Genomic DNA, 20,283 nt, shown 5'->3' with positions numbered 1-20,283 from the left:
CAAGCTATAATATTGGTTTCAAAAATGCTGAATGACGACACTCACGCCAATATCAAAGATGCCAGGTTTGTAGTTTTAGCTACAATGGGAAAGCCGGTCTTTTTCCAAAAATGCTTTAGTATGCATTGGCCATATTAGAACTATAAGTCCTTCAGTATTATCAAAACCAATCGCTGATCAGTACCGGCAATGCTGTAACCTTGATATGATTCAGCCGCAATGTGCTATGTTTTTACAAAAAAGAAAAATGAACATTACTGTTCACCTTTTTATAGAATTCATAATTTGAATCCGATGTACAATGCATTTTTTCAAACACTAAAAAACACCGTAGATTTTAGCGAGGAAGATATTGTCGTTATTAAAAATCATCTCACCCCCAAAAAGCTGCGCAAAAAACAATACCTACTACAGGAAGGCGATGTTTGCAAATTTGTTGCCTTTGTAGAGAAAGGCGTATTAAGATCCTACTCCATTGATGAAAAAGGTATAGAACATATCATTCAATTTGCATTGGAGGGATGGCTCATCGCTGATCTGTATAGTTTCTTAACCATGGAACCGGCCACCTACACAATAGATGCCATTGAAGATTGTGAGCTGGTTCTGATCAGCAAAAGCGCACATGAAGAATTATTAAAAACACTGCCCAAATATGAAAGCTGGATTCGCTTGCAGATTACAGGAGCATATATCGCCTTGCAAAAAAGGTTAACCTCCATTATTAGCCTTACACTTGAAGAAAGATATGAAAGCTTCATTTCACTTTACCCGCATATTGTTCAACGGGTGCCACAACATATGATTGCTTCTTACATGGGTTTAAGTCCGGAAACTTTAAGCCGGGTTAGAAAGAGGATCACGTCACGTAAGTAAGCCCACTTTGGTCAATATTTTTCATTGACAAATATCAATGCATTTTCTTGCTCAAATGCAATGGAGCGGGGCTTGGTGTTATGGTAGCTTTGCATATCAACTTAATTTTCATGCAAACAAAACAAACCATAGCAATTATTGGAGCTACCGGCAATATGGGCTCTGCCATTTCCAAATCACTTTTAAAAGGCAACTATCGTTTGCTGCTAAAATCCGGCGACCAGGGCAAATTGAATAATCTGGTTAAAGAGATCAAAAGCAACAATATGGCAGCCGATGTGGAGGCAGCACCTTGTCCAACAGAAGCAAGCTGGGAAGCTGACATTATCATTCTTGCCGTTCCATTTGAAGCTGAAAAAGAAATTGCTGAAAACATCAAAGAAGTGGCCAATCAAAAAATCGTGATTTCCATTGCTAATCCACTAAATGAAACATACAATGGATTAGTAACGGCTCCTGGTACCAGCGCAGCGGAAGAGTTACAAAAACTACTTCCTAATTCAAAAGTTATAAAGGCTTTCAATACCACTTTCGCAGCTGACTTTTCCACTCCTGTCATTGATGGGAAGCAAGTGGATGCCTTTATAGCGGGTAATGATGGTGACGCTTTGGAATCAGTAAAAGCGCTAGTAAGTTTAGCAGGCTTTAATCCCATCGTTGCAGGCGATCTTTCTGTAAGTAGAACGCTGGAACATATGCAGCTCTTATTGATTCAACTGGGCATGAAATCTAATTACAACTGGCTGGCGGGCTGGAAAATCTTACACAACTAATCGTATTCACAAAAGAATGGCTCAAAACATTCAAACAATCGAAGTAATGTGTTTGGATTAAAGTCAACAGAGGGTTTGTATAATAAGTACTATAAAAATTATTTCACCTTAAACAAAAGAATATGAAACTATTAGAAAACAAAGTAGCCATAATTACCGGAGCAGGCTCCGGAATTGGTAAAGCAACTGCTGAATTATTTGCAAAAGAAGGCGCTAAAGTAGTTGTATCTGATATCAATGAGGCACATGGAAATAGTGCAGTAGATGAAATCAAAAAAGAGGGCGGAGAAGCATTTTATATTAAAGCTGACTCTTCAAAGCCGGAAGAAAACGAGGCCTTGGTTAAGAAAACCCTTGAAAAATACGGCGCATTGGATATTGCAGTAAACAATGCGGGCATTGGTGGCCCATTAGCAGCCACAGGGGAGTATCCAATTGATGGATGGCAACAAGTGATTAATATTAATTTATCAGGCGTATTCTACGGATTACGTTATCAAATTCCCGCAATGCTTGAAAAAGGTGGTAGTATTATCAACATTGCTTCGATACTTGGAAGTACAGGAACAAAATTCTCACCTGCCTATGTTGCTGCCAAACATGGTGTAGTGGGGCTAACAAAAGCTGCCGCTCTGGAATATGCTGACAAAAAGATCCGCATTAACTCAGTAGGTCCTGGTTATATAAAAACGCCTTTGGTTGTGAGTTCCCTTGACAAGACAGCACTAAATGCACTGGTAGGTTTACATCCTATAGGCCGATTGGGTGAATCAGAAGAAATTGCCGAATTGATTTTATGGCTAGCCTCTTCTAAATCATCTTTTGTTACCGGTAGTTATTACCCGGCAGATGGTGGTTATTTAGCACAATAATCAGTGCTATTATTAAACAGTCAGAAAACATTAGTATTAAATCTACACACCAAAAAGAAAAGCATAAACTAAACTAAGGAATAACAACATGACAAATTTATCAGCATTCAACCGATTCACTGGTGAACTAAAAGAGCAGGCACAACTGATGCCTGTTCTTTTTATAGGCCATGGTTCGCCAATGAATGGAATTGAAGACAATGAATTCAGCCAACGCTGGAAAGCATTGGCAAAAGAAATTGAAGTACCGAAAGCGGTTCTGATCATATCAGCACATTGGTTAAGTAAAGGAACAAGGATTACCGCAATGGATTTCCCTAAGACAATTCATGATTTCGGCGGATTCCCACAAGAATTATTTGACGTGCAATACCCTGCTCCCGGTGATTCCCAATTAGCCGCTGAAACAAAATCGATTATTACATCAACACAGGTTGAACTGGATCATGATTGGGGATTGGATCATGGCGCATGGACCGTAATAAGACATATGTATCCTGATGCCAAAATTCCTGTATTACAATTGAGCATTGACTATACGAAAGGTCCGCAATACCATTATGACCTGGCAAAAGAGTTATACGATTTAAGGAAGAAAGGTGTGTTGATTATTGGCAGCGGCAACATGGTGCACAACTTAAGAATGGTAGCTTGGGACAAATTAAACGAGAGGGAATATGGCTATGACTGGGCTTTGAAGATGAATGAAAAATTTAAAGAACTGATTACTAATGGAAAGCATGATCATTTGATCAACTATCAATCCTTAGGAAAAGAAGCTTTGTTATCAATTCCAACCCCCGAGCACTACTGGCCACTGCTTTACACACTTTCATTAAAGGGAAGCAAAGATGATATTTCCTTCTTTAACGATAAGGCAGTTGGTGGCTCGCTTACCATGACCTCAGTAAAGTTTGGATAATAAGTATTTCTCTAAGACGTGGAAATATTGGCCCTATTTAATCAGAATGTAAAATTCAACTTAAAATGAAAAAACTCATAGGATTACTAGCAAACAGTCAATCTCATTTTATTAACCTGACACGTATAGCTATTCTAATAGTAATGGTTTGGATTGGAGGGCTCAAGGCTTTTCAATATGAAGCTGATGGCATTGTTCCATTTGTTGCCAACAGTCCATTGATGAATTTCTTTTATAACCAAAAGGCGCCTGAATACAAACAATATAAAAATCCTGAAGGGAAAACAGTTCAAAAAAATATTGATTGGCACAAGAAAAACGGAACTTATTCATTTTCATATGGGTTGGGTATAGTGATAGTGATCATTGGCGTATTGACTCTGTCAGGAATCTGGAACGCAAAAGTTGGCCTGTTAGGAGGAGTTTTGACAGTTGGGATGTCATTGGTAACGCTGTCATTTTTAATTACTACTCCCGAGGCGTTTGTTTCTAATTTAGGTGGAGATTTCACTACTCCGCAATATGGATTTCCCTATTTATCGGCCGCAGGAAGATTGGTGATAAAAGATGTAATTATGTTGGGAGCAGGTTTTATTTGCGCATCAGACAATGCGAAACAAATAGTATATCAAAGTGAAGCTCTCAAGATCAATCAAAATACTTCAATCAATTAGTCATATAAAAGAACAGAAATATTGCTGCAACATAGGTAGAATTGTTCCATTTCCGATCTTTGGTTAAACAAAATCATTTTCTGGAAGAAAAAGCCAATGATATAATACTGAGAGTACAAAAAGTGCAGGATCTTTTTTATCAATCTGCAACTCCATTATCCTGCAAGCGGTTGCTGCATCCAGACATAGAAGAATTTCTTATTGACGAAGCAGAAAAATGGAAATCCCGTTCAGGTTTGCAAATAACGATACTAACCGAGGAAGAAAGCACTCTGCATGAGAATGAGATTTGGTCCATTATTCAAGATCATTTTGGAAGCAAACGCGAAAAAGAAATTCATCAAATAAAGGCAATTGTACGACGCGGGTTAAGAAGTTTGGCCATTGGCTTTGCTTTTTTGATCGTTATGTTTTTACTGACTAAAATGTTAAAAAGCCTTCTCCCTGAAAATGCATTGATGTTAACCCTGCGAGAGTTATTTATTATTCTTGCCTGGGTTGCCTTGTGGAGGCCTGCAGACCTGCTGCTTTATGAATGGCAGCCTCATAAACGTAATAGAACATTATTTGACAAACTATCAAAATGTAAAGTGCAGTTGATTAAATTAAACAACTCTCCTTAATTGCTCACTCAATTTGAAGCGTCTGCCAACTATAAACATTCACTTAAAAGTATTTTGGCGCTTTGGCAGTTTGTATATGCATTCAATAGGTAGCAAAAGCTTCAGTTGAACTTTTTACTTTCTTAAATCAGCTTCTCCAGCATCTCATAAATCAAAGGGCCGCAGTAATTGCACTTTGCCTTTACTACCACAACTTTAGTTAGAGATGACGTAAAGAATAGATAATTGAAAGGATTGTTTTCACATTCAAACCGGAATATTTTTTTACGCCATTGATTGAGTCTGCAGTTTTCTGAAACTATAACAAAAAGAGTAGTTTTAATACTAATGCTATCGCCTATTGATGCAAAGAAATGGCTAAAAGGGGAATTGAGCATTATAGTTATGACCACTCAATAACATACTGATAATCTGCTACTTTTCTTAGGACTTTAAACCAAAAGTTCGAACTTCGGTTAGGCCTGTGCATAAAGGCTTTCCGATAAAACCCGAGGGCTTTTTTGTTTTAGTAGCGATGTGAGCTCTCTCGCAAAAGCGGATAAAATAAAAAACGCAAAGCCGCGATGGTGACGAGAGCCTTTGCGCAAACCCTTCGTGGAAGTATTTGGATCACTATTGTTAATCAGGCTTGGGCTCTAGAATTACGCCGACGTATTACTATTACGGTGTAATTATTCTTACAAATAGCCTTTGTTTCACATCCTTGTAAAGCAAGGATTTATCGGCTAGGTTTACATACTAATAGTTTTCTAACGCAACAGAATTTAATAGTGGTACTTATCTACTAAACAGCACCATTGATTTTCGATGCAGAACCTACTGACCAATATACAGCAAGTATTTAAGAGTAAGGGGTATAAAGCGCGCCTAACAAAAGGAGGCTTACTGAAATGACAGAAGTCTGAGTTAATATCAGTTGACTACTTTTCCGTAGTCGATTGCTATTGATTATTGGAAGATTAGGTTTAGCTGTCATTTTGGAAAGCCGGTGCCGTGCACTTCATTTGCGATCTTAGATATCAGCGCTTATTGTTATCGGCCAAAATATAAATCGTACTTTCATCCCTCAACAATTATCCATGGATCGCAACATATTCGTTTCTGATACACTGCAGCAGCAATTCGTTCGTGATGGCTTTGTTAAAATAGCTTGTGCCGAGCCCGAGCTTATGGCACAAGTGCTTCAGGAGTTCCAGGCACTAACGCCTGCCGATGGTTTCGATCCCGATACAAACCCAGTCAACCCACTTAATGTCTCCTCCTACCACTGCACCTTTCTTGATACTGATCGCACGTATAAGCAGCATGTGCAGGACATTATTGCCCGGTATATTTTTCCGAGGTTTGATGCAGTGCTCAATAATTACGAAATGCTGGTTGGTAATTTCTATGTGAAGCCTCCAGGTAAGGGACGCTTCCAGATCCACCAGAATTGGCCTGTACTAGACCATGAACATACAACACTCACGATCTGGATGCCGTTGCAGGATACTACAGCTGAAAACGGCACACTACATGTGATACCAGGTAGTCACAAGGTCGTGCCGGATATTGCTAGCCCTTTATGTCGGCCCTTCTTTGCTGATTTTGAGGACAGTCTTATTCAAAAACACCTTTTACCTATTGATGTAGGGGTAGGCGAGGCTGTTATCTTTTGCGATTCGCTCATTCACTGGTCGCCTCAAAACAATAGTACTACGTCCCGTGTGGCCATTCAAATCGAAACCTATCCTGCGGGTCACACGCCGTCCTTGTATATCTTGAATAGTGCTACCGGACAGTTTGACGTCTATCCGACAAGCAAAAATTTCTTCGTCGACCATTCCATTGACGCTGTCTTGCAACCACCGCCCGGCCTTCATACGTCGCGTAGCACACCAAACCCAAATCGCGAAATCACCTACAAACGATTTTTAGAACTTTTAGTTAAGGGGCCTGCTATTCGCGAACGTCTTTATAATGGCGAGTGGAAACCAGAGGAAACATATATAGCTTCCGATGCCTCATCTAATCAGTTTACTGCAGGAAGAATTTTGCGTGGCGTAAACCGGCGTCTTAAGAAGATGTTTTCATGAGCATGCCAGGTCTCTGACGCCCATCCAAGTTCTTTGTAGCTCGAAGGTTTCCCCGATTTGCAGGACTACTAGCGAGGAATTACAAAATATAGTACCCAGCTAATAAGCGAATTAATTTCATTTAAATATTGTCTTTTTTAGCTTACAGACTTAGTATTGGTTTGCACTGCTGGATACCAATATACTTGCAACATCCGTTAATGAAGGTTTAAGAAAGGCAGGGAACTTTCTAATTATTCCAACTGATACGATTAGCAAGAACAAACATAACATTATGAGATCACAGTTGTTTTACGTACTGTAATATTTGTATTAATCTAACTATGTATTATATCTTTTCAATTAGACACCGTAGATGGACCAACTGAATATAGAGGATGCTATAAGGCGAGGTATTGAATATCTAAAACAGTATCAATATCCAAATGGACAATTCCGTGCATTCACCGCCACTGATGATGAAATGCACATTAACTGTACGCCTGACAGTTCGGTTTTTTCAACCGCTTTAATATGTTATTCTCTGGGCTTTTTAGCAAAGAATGCTTTTGTTAATGAAATGATCAGCCTGAGTACAGGCTTCTTGTTACGTGAAATGAAGGGACCTGGAGCATGGAAGCATTATACACAACTTCATGGTTACCATTCAATAATTCCCGCCGACTTAGATGATACCTGCTGCGTGTCTTACATCTTAGAAAAGAATGGAATCAAATGGATCAGGGGTAAAAACATTAATCTTATTACTTCTAATAGAAATAAAGAGGGTTTGTTTTATACGTGGTTATCCTTTCGACTTAAACAAAAGCACAATCGTGATTATATACGCCTGGTAAGGTCTGAACTACTTCAGCCAGTGAGCACCTATTTTTTCTGGCGGCAAATGGAATGCGAACGTAATGACATTGATGCAGCAGTAAATGCAAATGTGTTGTTTTATTTGGGCCATAATAAAACAACGGCACCAATTGTAGGTTATCTGAATAACATTATAAAAGAAAACAAGGAAGACGATTGTGATAAGTGGTATCGCAATCCTTTCAGCATTTATTATTTTATTGCCAGGAACTATAAAGCGGGCATTTCAGACTTGGAGCCAAGTAGAAAACTCATAATAGATAAAATATTAAGCGCAACTTTGCCTAATGGAATGTTCGGAAGCAGTGTGCTAGACACCGCACTAGCCATATGTGCATTAGCAGATCTTAACGCTCCGATAACTATTTATACCAATCAAATTAAACTCTTACTCGATACGCAATCGGAAGCGGGTTGCTGGCAAAGAAGAATCCTTTATTATGGGGGGCCCAAGAAGCTAATTGGGTGGGGCTCTGAAGAACTAACAACTGCTTTTTGTTTAGAGGCACTTCAAAAGTTTCAGAACCAGGTTGAAGTGGAAGTATAAAATTGATAACTGATATCAACATGGATATTACAGGAGGAAGTCTTAGCTCCTATAAAAGTGACCACAAATAATTAACTGGAATATAATATAGATGATCTAATACTTAATTGGTAGACACCCGTAGTGGTTGCAATGTAGTTTCAAAGGGTTTACTATTATAAGGACGTAACGCACCCTTTAAATAAAAGGGCTGCTTGACCTGAGAGGCAGCTCTTTCAGGTCTATCGGAGGCTACTGAAAAATTAATTACTGAAGTGTTGCCAACGAGCTTTCTATCTTCAAACCAGAATAGATATACTTTGAATAAACCTGTATTTAACAGGTTAGCCGGGATCATCCATTCAATTGTACAGTTCCCTCCCAATGCAGTTACTGGCCAGTCTAGTGTTTCGTCTCCAAACAACTGAACGCCCTGGCAATCATTCATTATCAAACCAAAATCTTTCCTGCTTTTTGTATGATCCAACGCTAAATGGAGTATGATCTTAATATCTTTATCAGCCGCTACTATTTCACCACTATTCATCTTTGTCTTATTCACTTCAATGTTGACCTTCAACAAGGTACAACCGTTCGGTACATAATCCGGTACCATATCCCTGTAAGGGTTAAAATACTCCTGGTATTCATTCAAGGCCAGATCCGACCGGCCGGTATAAATAGATTGACCTTTATCTATAAACATTACCCTGTCGCAGTAGTTATTGATCTGATTCATTTCATGACTTACAAGAATAATAGAATGACCCCTTTCTTTAAGACTTTTTAATTTTTCTGCCGACTTAATTACAAACATGGCGTCGCCTACTGTCAGCACTTCATCAAAGATGAGAATATCACCCGGCCATGTGATGACAGTAGAAAAAGCAAGCCGTAAATACATACCATTGGAATAAGTATATACCGGGCGACTAAGCGTTTCTGCATCCAGTTCACTGAATTCCATAATCTCTTCGGCTTTCTTCTTTACTTCAGCGGCTGCAATACCAAACAACTGTGCAGTCAACATCATATTTTCCCATCCAGAGAGCTGAGGATGAAAGCTCCAACCTAAATCCAAAATGGAGGAAATACGACCATTGTATCTAATAACGCCATTGGTAGGCTTGATAATGCCGGAGAGAATTTTTAATAGTGTGCTTTTGCCAGCTCCGTTTCTACCAACAATACCAAAGGCTTCACCCGCAGCTACTTCAAAAGAAATGTCCTTTAAAGCATACACTTCTTTATTATTTATAAAGAAGCTTTTGGAAATGTTTTCAACCTTTATACTCGTACGAATCGACAATTTAGATTTATTTTTACTATTTGAATTTCTTTAGACCAGCTATAAGACTTATGATCTCATTTTGTCAAGTGGTTGAACGTTGTACTATAAAAAGGTATTTAAAAATGTACAACGCTAACGAATACAGTCCTATTTCTACAAAGCGCAATATTACAAACTTATAAATGGAGAAGGTATAGTATATTTTCCTTATCATTCTACCCTTGAATCAATAGGTATATGCAGCAGGATAATATTATACTACCCTTATTATATTGTTTATGAACAACACTACAGGTAAATTTGAGCATGTCATTACCCCTGCTACTTCTGGCATGTTTCAGTCCTTACAGGCGGTATGGAAAGAACGACCTGTACTTTGGGTGATGGCCAAACGGGAAATGGCGATCCGATTTTCAAAGTTGAGCTTTAAGTTTGCCTGGATAGGTTTCCGGCCTGTAATTCAATTACTGATCTACTTATATGTATTTGTGTTTGTATTAAAATCCACCCACCCTTCCCTACCCTATGCGCTTATCATTGTTTCTGGCTTCCTGACCTGGTTACCGTTCATTGAAACCATGCACAGTGCCGGAAAAGCAGTGGAAGCCGATAAGATATTGCTTCAAAAGTCTACCATTTCACGTTTATCATTTCCTATTTACAGAACATTAGTATGCCTTCCGGAGTTAATTATCATACTACTTGTATTCTTCATTTGTGCAGGGTTTCTGAATTTTTCTCCTTCTCTTAGCTGGAAGCTCCTTTTATTACCCTTTATTACTTTTTTTCAATTGGTCTTTATTCTTGGCTTATGCTTATGGAGCAACGTTTTTCTAATAAGAAATCCTAATATACACCATTTGCTATTTGTGTTCTTAGGGTATGTGCTTTGGATCACTCCTGTGTTTTATATGCCAGAGATGGTACCGGCTCCCTTAAAGACCATCTTATCCTTGAATCCCCTGGCCTCGGTACTTGCCCTTTACCGCTATGTACTTTTAGATGTTCCTGCACCAATAATAGAATGGTTACCCAGCTCTATCCTGACCTTCTGTCTATTTGCTTCTGGATTATATTATTATACCCGCTACCAGGATCTATTTGTTGAACGAATGTAAATTTACCTATGAAGACCAACAGCATATCATCATTTTCTCCGGTAAGGCTTCGTTTCAATGAATGGTGGTCATATAAAACACCATTCATTCTTTCGATAAGCTATGCTGCCTGCATCATTCAGCATACTTCTATTTCTTTCACAACAATTACCCTCTTCCTTTGCTCTTATATAGGCCTGGCAACCTATGGTTACCTTTTAAACGACTGGTTTGATATTGCCGCAGACAAGCTGGCTGGAAAACATAATAGGCTGGAAAATGTTTCCATACTGCAGTTTATACTACTATCCCTCCTCTCGCTTGCACTAAGTGCATTGCCCTATTTGTTTTTACACCTATCCCATACGGTGCTTTATCTATTCATGCTGGAAGCCATCCTATTAAACCTTTACTGCATCCCGCCGGTCAGACTGAAAGAAAGGGGCTGGCTGGCAGTGATAACGGATACCCTTTATGGTTTTATTCTTCCCTTCTGGATCGGCACGCTGTTTTTTCTTGAAGGGCAACCTTCACTGTTAGTTATTACGAGCTGCGTTGCCTGGTTAGCCGTTGTGGGCATCAGAAATATACTAACGCATCAACTTCACGACCATAACAGCGATATAAAAGCCTGCATTTCAACTGTTGTAACACTAAAGGGAAAGCGACGTATCAAAAGACTGATAGAACAATTTCTGAGCCCAATCGAGGTGCTCTTCCTGATCGTAGCATGTAGTGCCTTGGGCAAGCCATTTCTATTCCTGCTTCCCTTATTTATTGTACACGCTCTACTTTCCTATTTCCGTGAGCTGGTTATGATCAGGGAAAGAGGATACCAGTTACCTGCCGATTATCAATTTATAAGTAATATTATTCTTAACGAGTTTTATCAATGCTGGATACCTTACTTCCTGTTGACCTATCTGTGCTTTACTGACCTGCATTTCTTGTGGGCTATTGGCATCCATAGCTTCCTTTTTCCATCGCAGCTTAAAATCTTAGTGCATCATTTACAACGTAATTACTACTATTTAAAAAAAGGTCTGATAAGGCTCTTACGCCGGTATTTAAAAAACAATCATTCAATTGCTTCTATATTCATTCAGGTAGCTATTCAAAAAAGAAAAGACAAACGTTTTAATGGATAATACAATTGTGCATGGACTATGGATTGGAACTACGTTAAGCAAGTTAGAGCTACTAACACTCAGCTCATTCACGAATAAGGGCCATCAATTTCATTTGTGGGTGTACGAACCTATAGAAACGTCTATCCCCACGGGTGTAGTGATACAAGATGCCAACAGCATCATACCGAAAACACAAGTTTTTCACTATAGTAATCCAAGCACACTCGGGCACGGAAAAGGTAGCTATGCCGGATTTTCAGACATATTCCGTTATAAGCTATTGTATGAAAAAGGAGGCTGGTGGGTTGATATGGACATTACCTGTTTGAAATACTTTGATCTTCCAGAATCCTTTTTTTTTCGCAACCATCACAACTTGTTAGTGGTAGGAAATGTAATGAAATGCCCGCAAGGGAGCCAGGTAATGTTAGATTGTTTTGAAGAAGCTTTCAGAGAAGTAGATGCCACTAATACTGACTGGCATAAGCCTATAGCTATTTTAGAAAAAAACATAAAACGACATAGGCTCGAAAAATACATCTTAACTGATCTCTGTAACCCTGATAAATGGTTTGAAAACACATCAAAATTTGTCCTTTCCGAGATGGAGATACCAGCGTCTTATTTTTTTATTCATTGGCAAAATGAGGCCTGGAGACACTATGGATTTGATAAAAACCAAATAAAATACAAAAGTACACTAGCCCGTTTAATGCAAGAACACGGGTTATTGCAAAATAAGTTTACTAAAAAAGAATGCTTTAAAAACAGGTTGTATCATTCAAACATTTTGCGAAACCTTAGATTATTGGGTGTAAGAAGTGATGAATAATTTCATTAAGCGATACTGACAAAAGCAGGTTCTATCATTCTTTGCCATTTCATGATCTGCTGCTGTTTATGTTCTTTAGAAAACCTGTAATGGTTTTCCTGATTTCCATTACAGCCTAAAATTAAATCACTATTTTCAACCATAAAAGTATGCCATTGATGCAGCGCTTGTTTTTTAGGCAAGTTGCGTAAAGGTAACAATATGCCAAATGGGTTTTTGCCGATATTATATCCGTTAGTAATACTGCCAGAAATGATTTCCACATGTCCGGTTGGGCAGTCAGAGATAATCACCAATTTCTGTAACACCAATGCTTCACAAACAGCTATTGGGAACCCCTCATACAATGATGTTGAAATATACAATGCGCCTTTCCGTAAGACAGGATAAGGATTAGCCATGTAACCAGCAAAAATAATATCTGCTTTTTTTAGATCCCCCATCCCTGCGCTTTTCAATTGCACAGCTACCAATTGCTCTGAATGAGCTAATTCCATCAGCATTTCCAACTCAGGGCCAATACCCATAATTAAAAGTTTGGCGGCGTAGTACTTCTTTTCTTTTTTTAATTTGGCAAATAATTCAATTAAAAACGTGAAGTTCTTTTGCGAGTGTAACCGGCCGGCAGTAACAAATACGGAATAATTATTTAAGATTTCATCCAATTCAAAAGCAAGTGGCTCTTTGGATTTTTGAAAGATTTCTTCTAATTCAAAATAGTTGAAAATATGGGTCACCTTATTTCTTATGCGAGGAATCCGTTTTAATTCATTTTCCAACTCTACGCTTACGGCTATACAGGCATAGGTTTGATTGGAGAAAAGAAATAGGATTGCTTTAATTAAAATTCTTTGCCACAGAGTAAATGCGTTGGAAGAAGTAAGAGAAGTGTGAAACAATAAGATCTTTTTATCCTTTCCTCCAACAATAGTATTTAACAGATGAAGCCATGGAGTATGGGATACTGTGACTGTAACACCTTTGTCTTTTTTAATTTCTTTTAAGCTTCTGAAACGCTTGTACCATGCCAGCAATTTGAATTTTGACTGATAAGGCGACCCAATTTGAACAATATTTGGAACATTCAGATAGGAAGGAGTAGTAGTGTCAAAAAGGCCTGTATAAGAAGTAGTATTTTTGAAGTCGTTACCTAATTGTTCGATAACTTTTGGAATACCACCACCTAAATATAATTGTGTATATAATTGTAGGAATACAGACAAGGAAACTTACATTTTAAACTTTGCAAATTAAATATATAAATGTTTACACATATAAAACGATTAATTATTTCTATGTATGCACTAACTGTATAGGTTATATGATAAGTGATAATTAACCATAGTAGCTTTAATCTATTTAACTTTCTACTATTCTTATCACTAGGGAAATTGTTTATTGCCTGAATATCTTTTCAAAGGTCTAACAAAGAGAAAATTTTAAAATTATGAATTCATATCCGTGTATCTTGTTGGAGACTAATGAATTGGCATTAAAAAAACAATAGCTCAGATAAACAAACTATTATTCATGTACACTGATAGTATTCACTAGCCAATTCAGCTAATTAACTCAATCAATTTTTTCTTTATCGTGTTGGGAAAGCATTTAATTAGGCAGTTATATAGTATTTATGTGAGAGAGTCCTACCTGCCTCTGTAATAACAGTATTATACCTAGTCATCATTTTCAAATCCTCAAGCCCAAAGTGTCGAGTAAGCAAGGGCATTGCAGCCCAAGCTTCTCACAGAACCGTGCGTGAGATTCTCACCTCACACGGCTCTTGTTATTCAATCAATACGTTATTCCCAGTTTCCAATGGTAGAACATCTCAGGACTTGCTTTTACCATCTCGTTGTACTTGTTCACTACCCTGCTAATGCTTCGCAGTTTGTACGTGTTTCTAATCCACTTTTTAATGAGTGTGTTCAGGTACATGAATACATTCAGCACCTTGTACCTGTTGTACTTGGAGAAGTAATTAATCCAGCCCCTGATCTTTGGATTGAGCTTTAAAGCTGTTTGCTCCAGCGGCTGTGAACTACGTCTGTGATAGAGTTTCTCCGGATGCAGTTCCAGTTTAAACTTCATCATCCTTTCTCTCAGCTTTCCTAGCAAAAGTTCAGCTTCCATTCTACTGCTCGCATAGATTACAAGATCATCAGCATACCGCTCAAAAGCATTGTGCGGACAGATAGGATCCATCCACACATCAAAACAGTGATGCAGGTAAATGTTAGCATGCAGCGGTGAGATCACACCACCTTGCGGTGTGTCTCTTTCGTTAATGCCAACACGGCCATCCTCATGCGCTACGCCTGCCTTTAGCCAGTGCTCCACGTAAAGCAACACCCACTTTTGATCCGTATGCTTTTGCAAGAGCTCCATCATAATTTCATGGTTAATGTTATCAAAGAAGCCTTTGATGTCCACATCCACCACTCAATCATACTTATAACAGTTGCTACGGCACCTCTCCAAAGCGTCAATGCTAAACACAGCCTTTTGCTGCATCGCTCACCACCACAACTTTTGATTGTAGCAGCATGCAGTGGTTTGCATACTCCGTCTGCCCGGCGTATGCGGTAGACCTACTACCATCTTTTACCCAGCATTGAATAGAACTAAACGCCTTTCATTCGTGGCACACTAGAACTGCAGCTAGGCCTGGGCACTAATATTACGCCGGAGTCATATGATTCCGGCGTAATTATTTTATAAAACAGAATTTGATTTAACACTTATTCATCCTTTTCCAGCAAGGATCTCCAGGTTCGGCTTGCGCCGCAAATATTATGTTGGAATAGTATTATTTATGAATGATAATTTCGACTTGACTTATTTAAACGTTTAAGATTGACGCTATAGCTTTATCAAAAAGTCAGTGGTTCGACCCAAAGCTTCAGGGCAAAAGGTACAAAAGAGACTTTTACTAAATAGATGATTCAATATAGTTTCCACACTACGTACAATCACCAGAACTATTCATACTTTTCTGAGAAGTAATAGTACCCAGACGTTAGCAGTTGGCTTTAAAAGTATTAGATAAACACCAATTGGGAAGTTTTGCGATAATATTTCACCCCTTCGTGGTTGTTCGAAGTGTAAGACACAACCATAGGTATCTTGGAAGGTTATTAAATAATAATAGTAGTACTAATGGTCAGCTTTGAAAACTCTGACCCGTGGAAAATCTTAGCCAGACCAATATCTTTGGTTCTTTGATAAGTCTCCAATTGGGTTAGTGGCACAATGCGCCAGAAGTTCTTCGACTTTAGATCACGGTAATCTTTATGCTCTTTTATAAACAGGCCGTAAACGGCTTCTCTTTTTTTGAAAGAAATCTTTACCTGTTCATTGCCCGTGGAGATTTTATTGTCCAGGAATTTTTGGATGTCTTCTATGTTCATAATTGGTGTGCAATGTTTATTCTTTGGCAAAAGCGTATAGAAGTAAGTCATAAATGAGAGGCTGGACTGTAGACTATCTGCTAAAAGCTTAATGGAAGTATTCAAATGTAGCAGCAAATAACCGTATCTGGATTTGCTTTACCTAGCTTTGTGATAATATTGGCTGTAATGAAGAAAAGAAAGTCTACCTTCACCTAGTTAATTTGAGCCTCGCATTAGTATTCATTAATTATTCTGCTTAGCAATCTGCATCTTAATTAGTCTCTTACTGCTTGCCTTTCTCAATGTTTTTTTTACAATTATCAATTTTTAAGAATGAACATTTATGTTTCAAACTTAAGCTTCAACATTCAGGATGAAGACTTAAGAGATTTTTTTGCTGAGTTTGGTGAAGTAACATCATCTAAAGTTGTTATGGACAAAATGACTAACCGCTCTCGTGGTTTTGGTTTTGTTGAAATGGCTGATGAGGAAGCTTCCCGCAAAGCGATTGCAGAACTGGATGGTGCTACGGTAGAAGGCAGAACCATTAAAGTAATGGAAGCCAAACCAAAAGAAGACCGTCCTGCGCGTGCCTTCAATCCTTTCGGTAACAATAATGGCGGTGGTTACAATAAGAATAGATATTAATAGATTTTCCCGATAACATCAAACAGGCCTTGGTTATCCAAGGCCTGTTTGATTATGTACAAAAAAGGTATATAGTTAAATCGTTGCGTGCATTATAATGTTGTTAGAGCCTATAGGTTAAGAGCTTTTATATATTTAAAAGTTGCATCAGCGGTTATTCTTTAATGTTACTTCTTCCTAATGTAGATGTGTTTTACATTGCTTTTGCCAGTTTCGCGCTCGTCTATCTCAAACTGGTTTAAACTTTTGATCAGGGGCAGCATTTTGGCAAAACCATAATTGCGGGAATCAAAGTCCGGCTTTTTCTTTAGCATCAAATTGCCTAGTTCTGCCAAAAAGGCCCAACCGTTTTCATCTGCCAGGTCAGTAATACTATCCTTGAGTAGTTTTAGTACGCTAGGCTCTATCTTTGGCTGCGTTTTACTGTGAAGCTTCGAGGAGCGTTTGTTTGGCTGTGTACCAGGCTCTTCCGGCTCAATGGTTATGTCGGGCTTTAAAATTTCCAGGTAGATAAACTTATCACAAGCAGTAATAAAAGGATTCAGGGTTTTCCGTTCTCCGATGCCAATTACTTTCATGCCAGCCTCGCGCAGCCGAGTGGCCAACCTTGTAAAGTCGCTGTCGGAAGACACAATACAAAAGCCTTCCACTTTGCCAGTATACAATATATCCATGGCATCAATAATAAGGGCACTATCTGTGGCGTTCTTTCCGGTAGAGTAACTGTATTGCTGAATCGGTGTAATCGCATTTTCCAGCAGTACTTTTTTCCAGCCTGCCACCGTGGGCTTAGTCCAGTCGGCATAGATGCGTTTAAAAGTAGGTGTTCCGTATTTGGCAATTTCCTCAAACATCTCTTTTACATGGGCGTAGGGTACGTTGTCTGCATCAATGAGTACAGCTAGCTTGAGGTCTTTATTTGTTTCCATAACGCTGCTAATGAAGATTTTTTAAATAAAGATTCTTTGTCCTTTACAAAAGCATCCGCCAATTAACTTACAACCAATAATAAAAGGCTAACTAAAGATAACACTTATAAAACCAAGGCTGCCGTACCATAAACACCATATCATTAGCGGACCATTAAATCTTATAAATAAATAAGCGACTTATTGATGCACTGTCGCCCATTTCAAAACCACCCGTTAAGCCTCTGCAGCGCATACAAGCTATGCACTAATAATGGCTTAGCCCCTTGAACTTAGTCAGGTCTAGCTAGCGATGATTTTATAGTAAAAGATACAAAGTGAATTTAGCCTACAGTTCTACTGGCTTCTTGCCTAACTGCTTCATTATTCGAACATGAGAGGCAACAGCATGTCCCGTTGTAAGAAAGCAATGATATGGCAGATTAAACTTGCGACAATGCTCCTGTACAATTTTACTAAGCGCCGGATAATGAATATGGCTAATACGTGGAAAAAGGTGGTGCTCGATCTGATAATTCAACCCTCCTGCCATCCAGGAGATCAACTTGCTTTTTGGAGCAAAGTTGGCGGTGGTCCTTATTTGGTGTATTGCCCACTCCGACTCAATCACTTTGTCTTCCAAGCCTATCGCATCAAACTCTGGCCCTTCTACAGCATGGGCCAATTGAAAGACAAATGCTAATACCAGCCCCATAACCATTGCCATCGTTATATAACCGATCAGCCAAGGCAACCATCCCACACAGAGAACGGGAACTACGATATAAAAGACGATATAGAGTAACTTACTTAACCAAAAAATGATATGCTCCCCGATTGCCATCTTCTGAATGGGCGTATTGTGAATGCGCTTTTTAAAATACTTATCAAAGTCGCGCATACCAACCCACATAAATAGGGTCAGTGAATACGCAAGGGGGAGATAAAGATGTTGGTACTGGTGCAAGGGTATCCATTCCTGTGCTGGGCTTTGACGCAACAACTTACTTTGGGCAATATCATCATCTACACCGGCAATGTTGGTATAGGTATGATGCAGGATATTATGCTTCTGTTTCCAGAAGAAAGCATTTCCGCCCAAAGCGTTTAAGGTAAGACCCAGTAGGCTATTGACCCATTTTTTACTGGAGTAACTGCCATGACAGGCATCATGCATGACATTGAATCCGATACTGGCTAAAACACCGCCTAGAAGGGCGCAAAGCACCAAGCTACCGGGCGCAGGCATCCTAAATACAAGAAGGCTGATATAAAGGATCAGTGCTGTTGGTATAAGAATAGTTGTTTTCAGGTATAACTGAAAGTTGCCAGTCTTCTTTATTTGTTGCGATCTGAAATAGGTATCAACAGCTTTTTTCAATGAAGCAAAAAACACCTGGTTAGAATTATTGAAGCTGACTTTTGCCATAAGGTAGGACTGGGTTTCTTAAAAAATTATTGAGATTAAGTGGAAGGTACCGGAATAACTTAGCCTATACTGTTAATGTATTCCTTTTGTGAAAGCTTTACCGTTTGTTAGTTTGTATTTAAAAGAGGGAATGTTTCTGATAGCCAATTGCTATCCTATTATGCTTTATTTTCCTGAGATTGATTTTTTAAACTGTACTATGAACTGACGAATCAGCCGCTCTTTCTGCTGGCTGGTTTTACAAACCTCCTTGGTTTTTTCGTAGGCACCTTGCTGTACATTTTTCAATGAAGCCAGAATAGTGTTTACGTGCAGGTCGTTACCATACGCTCTGGCAATGGAAAGCGCATCAAAGAACAATAGTTCTACACGTAAAAAAGAACTCTCTTTACTACCCAATAAGTCCAGACTTTTGCGTATTGCCACTAGCCGGCTCCTATCCGTTACTGTAACCATGTGTATCTTTTTAAAAATAAGGAATCAGAAGATCGTTCTTCATCTGCATTCGGCATTTCTGTTACATAAATTACTTTACCCATCAAGGTATAGCCATGTAAGCTAGAGATGGCTTTTTGTGCTTCCCGCTCCACCGGCATCATTATAATAGCTTTACCCCTGGAGCGATTGTTAAATTTATCTCTGACAATTCTGGCACTACTGACTTCTCCATATGGTGTAAAAAGACGTTGTATATCTGCATCTATTAAGCTAAGATTTAGATTCGTTACTTCTATATTCATAAGTTCTTATTAATGAGAAAACGCGTAAGGCAACGCAGTAAAAGAAAAGGTGGGATGATCTAATACTTAGGTGCTATATAACCCGGGGCACCTATTGAAGGTAGACTTTAATTCTCACAATTGGCTTTTTCTTAATCAGAAGGGACAAGAATTCTTCGCATAGCTTATAGAAATAGCCTACCTTCAAGTATATTATTTGAGCTCCCGGCATCCGAATTGGAACTTTTGCTAACTCTTTCTTTCCTCTCTCTTGCTTATTTCTCAAATCTTTTTCATTAACCAAATACCTTTTCTATGAATATTTACATTGGTAATTTAAATACTGCAATAACAGACAATGATTTGAACGACCTGTTCTCTGTATATGGCCAAGTACAATCAGCAACCATTGCTATCGATGGATTTACAGACCAGTCTCGGGGCTTTGGTTATGTAAATATGCCTAACGAACAGGAAGGCTTAACGGCTATAGAAGCTTTGGATGCACGTGAAATACAAGGCCTTGCCGTAACAGTCAGAGTGGCTGAAAACAAAGAAGGACACAAGGGGTCTTATAAAGTTGGGAACCCTGCAGTGAAAGGGTATCAATTTCGAAAGAACTAAAGCTTCTGCTTCTT

At 38.7% G+C, this 20,283-nt stretch carries 21 protein-coding genes; 13 read left to right on the top strand and 8 right to left on the bottom strand.

Features of this window, described 5'->3' with window-relative positions:
* Nucleotides 1-294 precede the first annotated feature (294 nt).
* The 8 genes from SY85_RS23950 to SY85_RS23915 all read left to right on the top strand — a co-directional run bounded on the left by SY85_RS23950 (nucleotide 295) and on the right by SY85_RS23915 (nucleotide 8,220).
* Nucleotides 295-876: a Crp/Fnr family transcriptional regulator gene (locus SY85_RS23950; RefSeq protein ID WP_066410113.1), complete on the top strand. Its 582-nt coding sequence runs from the start codon at nucleotides 295-297 to the stop codon at nucleotides 874-876.
* Nucleotides 877-986: 110 nt separating this feature from the next.
* A complete protein-coding gene (locus tag SY85_RS23945) occupies nucleotides 987-1,649 on the top strand; it encodes an NADPH-dependent F420 reductase (protein ID WP_066410107.1) in 663 nt (220 codons plus the stop codon).
* 122 nt (nucleotides 1,650-1,771) lie between these two features.
* Nucleotides 1,772-2,521: an SDR family NAD(P)-dependent oxidoreductase gene (locus SY85_RS23940; protein ID WP_066408652.1), complete on the top strand. Its 750-nt coding sequence runs from the start codon at nucleotides 1,772-1,774 to the stop codon at nucleotides 2,519-2,521.
* Nucleotides 2,522-2,609: 88 nt separating this feature from the next.
* Entirely contained in the window at nucleotides 2,610-3,443 is an 834-nt protein-coding gene (gene ygiD, locus SY85_RS23935) for a 4,5-DOPA-extradiol-dioxygenase (protein ID WP_066408649.1), read from the top strand.
* 65 nt (nucleotides 3,444-3,508) lie between these two features.
* On the top strand, nucleotides 3,509-4,117 hold the full coding sequence (locus SY85_RS23930) for a DUF417 family protein (RefSeq protein ID WP_066408648.1): 609 nt from the start codon (nucleotides 3,509-3,511) through the stop codon (nucleotides 4,115-4,117).
* 59 nt (nucleotides 4,118-4,176) lie between these two features.
* Nucleotides 4,177-4,740 (top strand): hypothetical protein, encoded by a 564-nt coding sequence (locus tag SY85_RS23925; protein ID WP_066408646.1) that lies wholly within the window; start codon nucleotides 4,177-4,179, stop codon nucleotides 4,738-4,740.
* Nucleotides 4,741-5,819: 1,079 nt separating this feature from the next.
* A complete protein-coding gene (locus SY85_RS23920) occupies nucleotides 5,820-6,815 on the top strand; it encodes a phytanoyl-CoA dioxygenase family protein (protein WP_066408644.1) in 996 nt (331 codons plus the stop codon).
* 355 nt (nucleotides 6,816-7,170) lie between these two features.
* Nucleotides 7,171-8,220, top strand: a complete 1,050-nt coding sequence (locus SY85_RS23915) for a prenyltransferase/squalene oxidase repeat-containing protein (RefSeq protein WP_066408641.1) — start codon at nucleotides 7,171-7,173, stop codon at nucleotides 8,218-8,220.
* A gap of 103 nt (nucleotides 8,221-8,323) precedes the next feature.
* On the opposite strand, the gene SY85_RS23910 is transcribed toward SY85_RS23915, so the two are convergent.
* Entirely contained in the window at nucleotides 8,324-9,508 is a 1,185-nt protein-coding gene (locus SY85_RS23910; RefSeq protein WP_066408636.1) for an ABC transporter ATP-binding protein, read from the bottom strand.
* A 260-nt stretch (nucleotides 9,509-9,768) separates the two neighbouring features.
* Between SY85_RS23910 and SY85_RS23905 the strand changes: the two genes are divergently transcribed.
* The 3 genes from SY85_RS23905 to SY85_RS23895 are packed head-to-tail and all read left to right on the top strand — an operon-like array spanning nucleotide 9,769 to nucleotide 12,549.
* Nucleotides 9,769-10,608 (top strand): ABC transporter permease, encoded by an 840-nt coding sequence (locus tag SY85_RS23905; RefSeq protein WP_066408635.1) that lies wholly within the window; start codon nucleotides 9,769-9,771, stop codon nucleotides 10,606-10,608.
* Between the two features lie 8 nt (nucleotides 10,609-10,616).
* Nucleotides 10,617-11,735, top strand: a complete 1,119-nt coding sequence (locus SY85_RS23900; protein ID WP_066408633.1) for a UbiA family prenyltransferase — start codon at nucleotides 10,617-10,619, stop codon at nucleotides 11,733-11,735.
* Nucleotides 11,728-12,549, top strand: a complete 822-nt coding sequence (locus SY85_RS23895; protein ID WP_066408631.1) for a glycosyltransferase — start codon at nucleotides 11,728-11,730, stop codon at nucleotides 12,547-12,549. Before SY85_RS23900 ends, SY85_RS23895 begins: the two co-directional genes overlap by 8 nt.
* 5 nt (nucleotides 12,550-12,554) lie before the next feature.
* Here the strand turns inward: SY85_RS23895 and SY85_RS23890 are convergent, their stop codons facing one another.
* From SY85_RS23890 to SY85_RS23880, 3 genes are all read right to left on the bottom strand, one after another.
* Nucleotides 12,555-13,772 (bottom strand): glycosyltransferase, encoded by a 1,218-nt coding sequence (locus SY85_RS23890; protein ID WP_066408629.1) that lies wholly within the window; start codon nucleotides 13,770-13,772, stop codon nucleotides 12,555-12,557.
* 571 nt (nucleotides 13,773-14,343) lie between these two features.
* Nucleotides 14,344-14,982: a reverse transcriptase domain-containing protein gene (locus SY85_RS23885; protein WP_158513028.1), complete on the bottom strand. Its 639-nt coding sequence runs from the start codon at nucleotides 14,980-14,982 to the stop codon at nucleotides 14,344-14,346.
* Nucleotides 14,983-15,686: 704 nt separating this feature from the next.
* Complete coding sequence (locus SY85_RS23880) at nucleotides 15,687-15,959, bottom strand: hypothetical protein (RefSeq protein ID WP_066408626.1); 273 nt, start codon at nucleotides 15,957-15,959, stop codon at nucleotides 15,687-15,689.
* Nucleotides 15,960-16,274: 315 nt separating this feature from the next.
* On the opposite strand from SY85_RS23880, the gene SY85_RS23875 reads away from it, so the two are divergent.
* Complete coding sequence (locus SY85_RS23875) at nucleotides 16,275-16,589, top strand: RNA recognition motif domain-containing protein (protein ID WP_066408624.1); 315 nt, start codon at nucleotides 16,275-16,277, stop codon at nucleotides 16,587-16,589.
* 167 nt (nucleotides 16,590-16,756) lie between these two features.
* On the opposite strand, the gene SY85_RS23870 is transcribed toward SY85_RS23875, so the two are convergent.
* From SY85_RS23870 to SY85_RS23855, 4 genes are all read right to left on the bottom strand, one after another.
* Complete coding sequence (locus tag SY85_RS23870; protein WP_066408620.1) at nucleotides 16,757-17,518, bottom strand: NYN domain-containing protein; 762 nt, start codon at nucleotides 17,516-17,518, stop codon at nucleotides 16,757-16,759.
* A gap of 328 nt (nucleotides 17,519-17,846) precedes the next feature.
* A complete protein-coding gene (locus tag SY85_RS23865; protein WP_066408619.1) occupies nucleotides 17,847-18,926 on the bottom strand; it encodes a fatty acid desaturase family protein in 1,080 nt (359 codons plus the stop codon).
* Nucleotides 18,927-19,091: 165 nt separating this feature from the next.
* Nucleotides 19,092-19,382, bottom strand: coding sequence for a hypothetical protein (locus SY85_RS23860; RefSeq protein WP_066408617.1), 291 nt, complete (start codon nucleotides 19,380-19,382; stop codon nucleotides 19,092-19,094).
* The gene (locus tag SY85_RS23855; RefSeq protein ID WP_066408616.1) at nucleotides 19,370-19,666 is read right to left on the bottom strand and encodes an RNA recognition motif domain-containing protein; all 297 of its coding nucleotides are present in this window, start codon (nucleotides 19,664-19,666) and stop codon (nucleotides 19,370-19,372) included. Before SY85_RS23855 ends, SY85_RS23860 begins: the two co-directional genes overlap by 13 nt.
* 294 nt (nucleotides 19,667-19,960) lie before the next feature.
* Here SY85_RS23855 and SY85_RS23845 point away from each other — a divergent pair, with 294 nt between their 5' ends.
* The gene (locus SY85_RS23845; RefSeq protein ID WP_066408612.1) at nucleotides 19,961-20,269 is read left to right on the top strand and encodes an RNA recognition motif domain-containing protein; all 309 of its coding nucleotides are present in this window, start codon (nucleotides 19,961-19,963) and stop codon (nucleotides 20,267-20,269) included.
* The last annotated feature ends 14 nt before the right edge of the window (nucleotides 20,270-20,283 follow it).

Origin of the sequence: Flavisolibacter tropicus (assembly GCF_001644645.1) — a bacterium.
In the GTDB taxonomy this organism is placed as follows: domain Bacteria; phylum Bacteroidota; class Bacteroidia; order Chitinophagales; family Chitinophagaceae; genus Flavisolibacter; species Flavisolibacter tropicus.
This window is presented reverse-complemented; position numbering and strand designations above follow the sequence as displayed.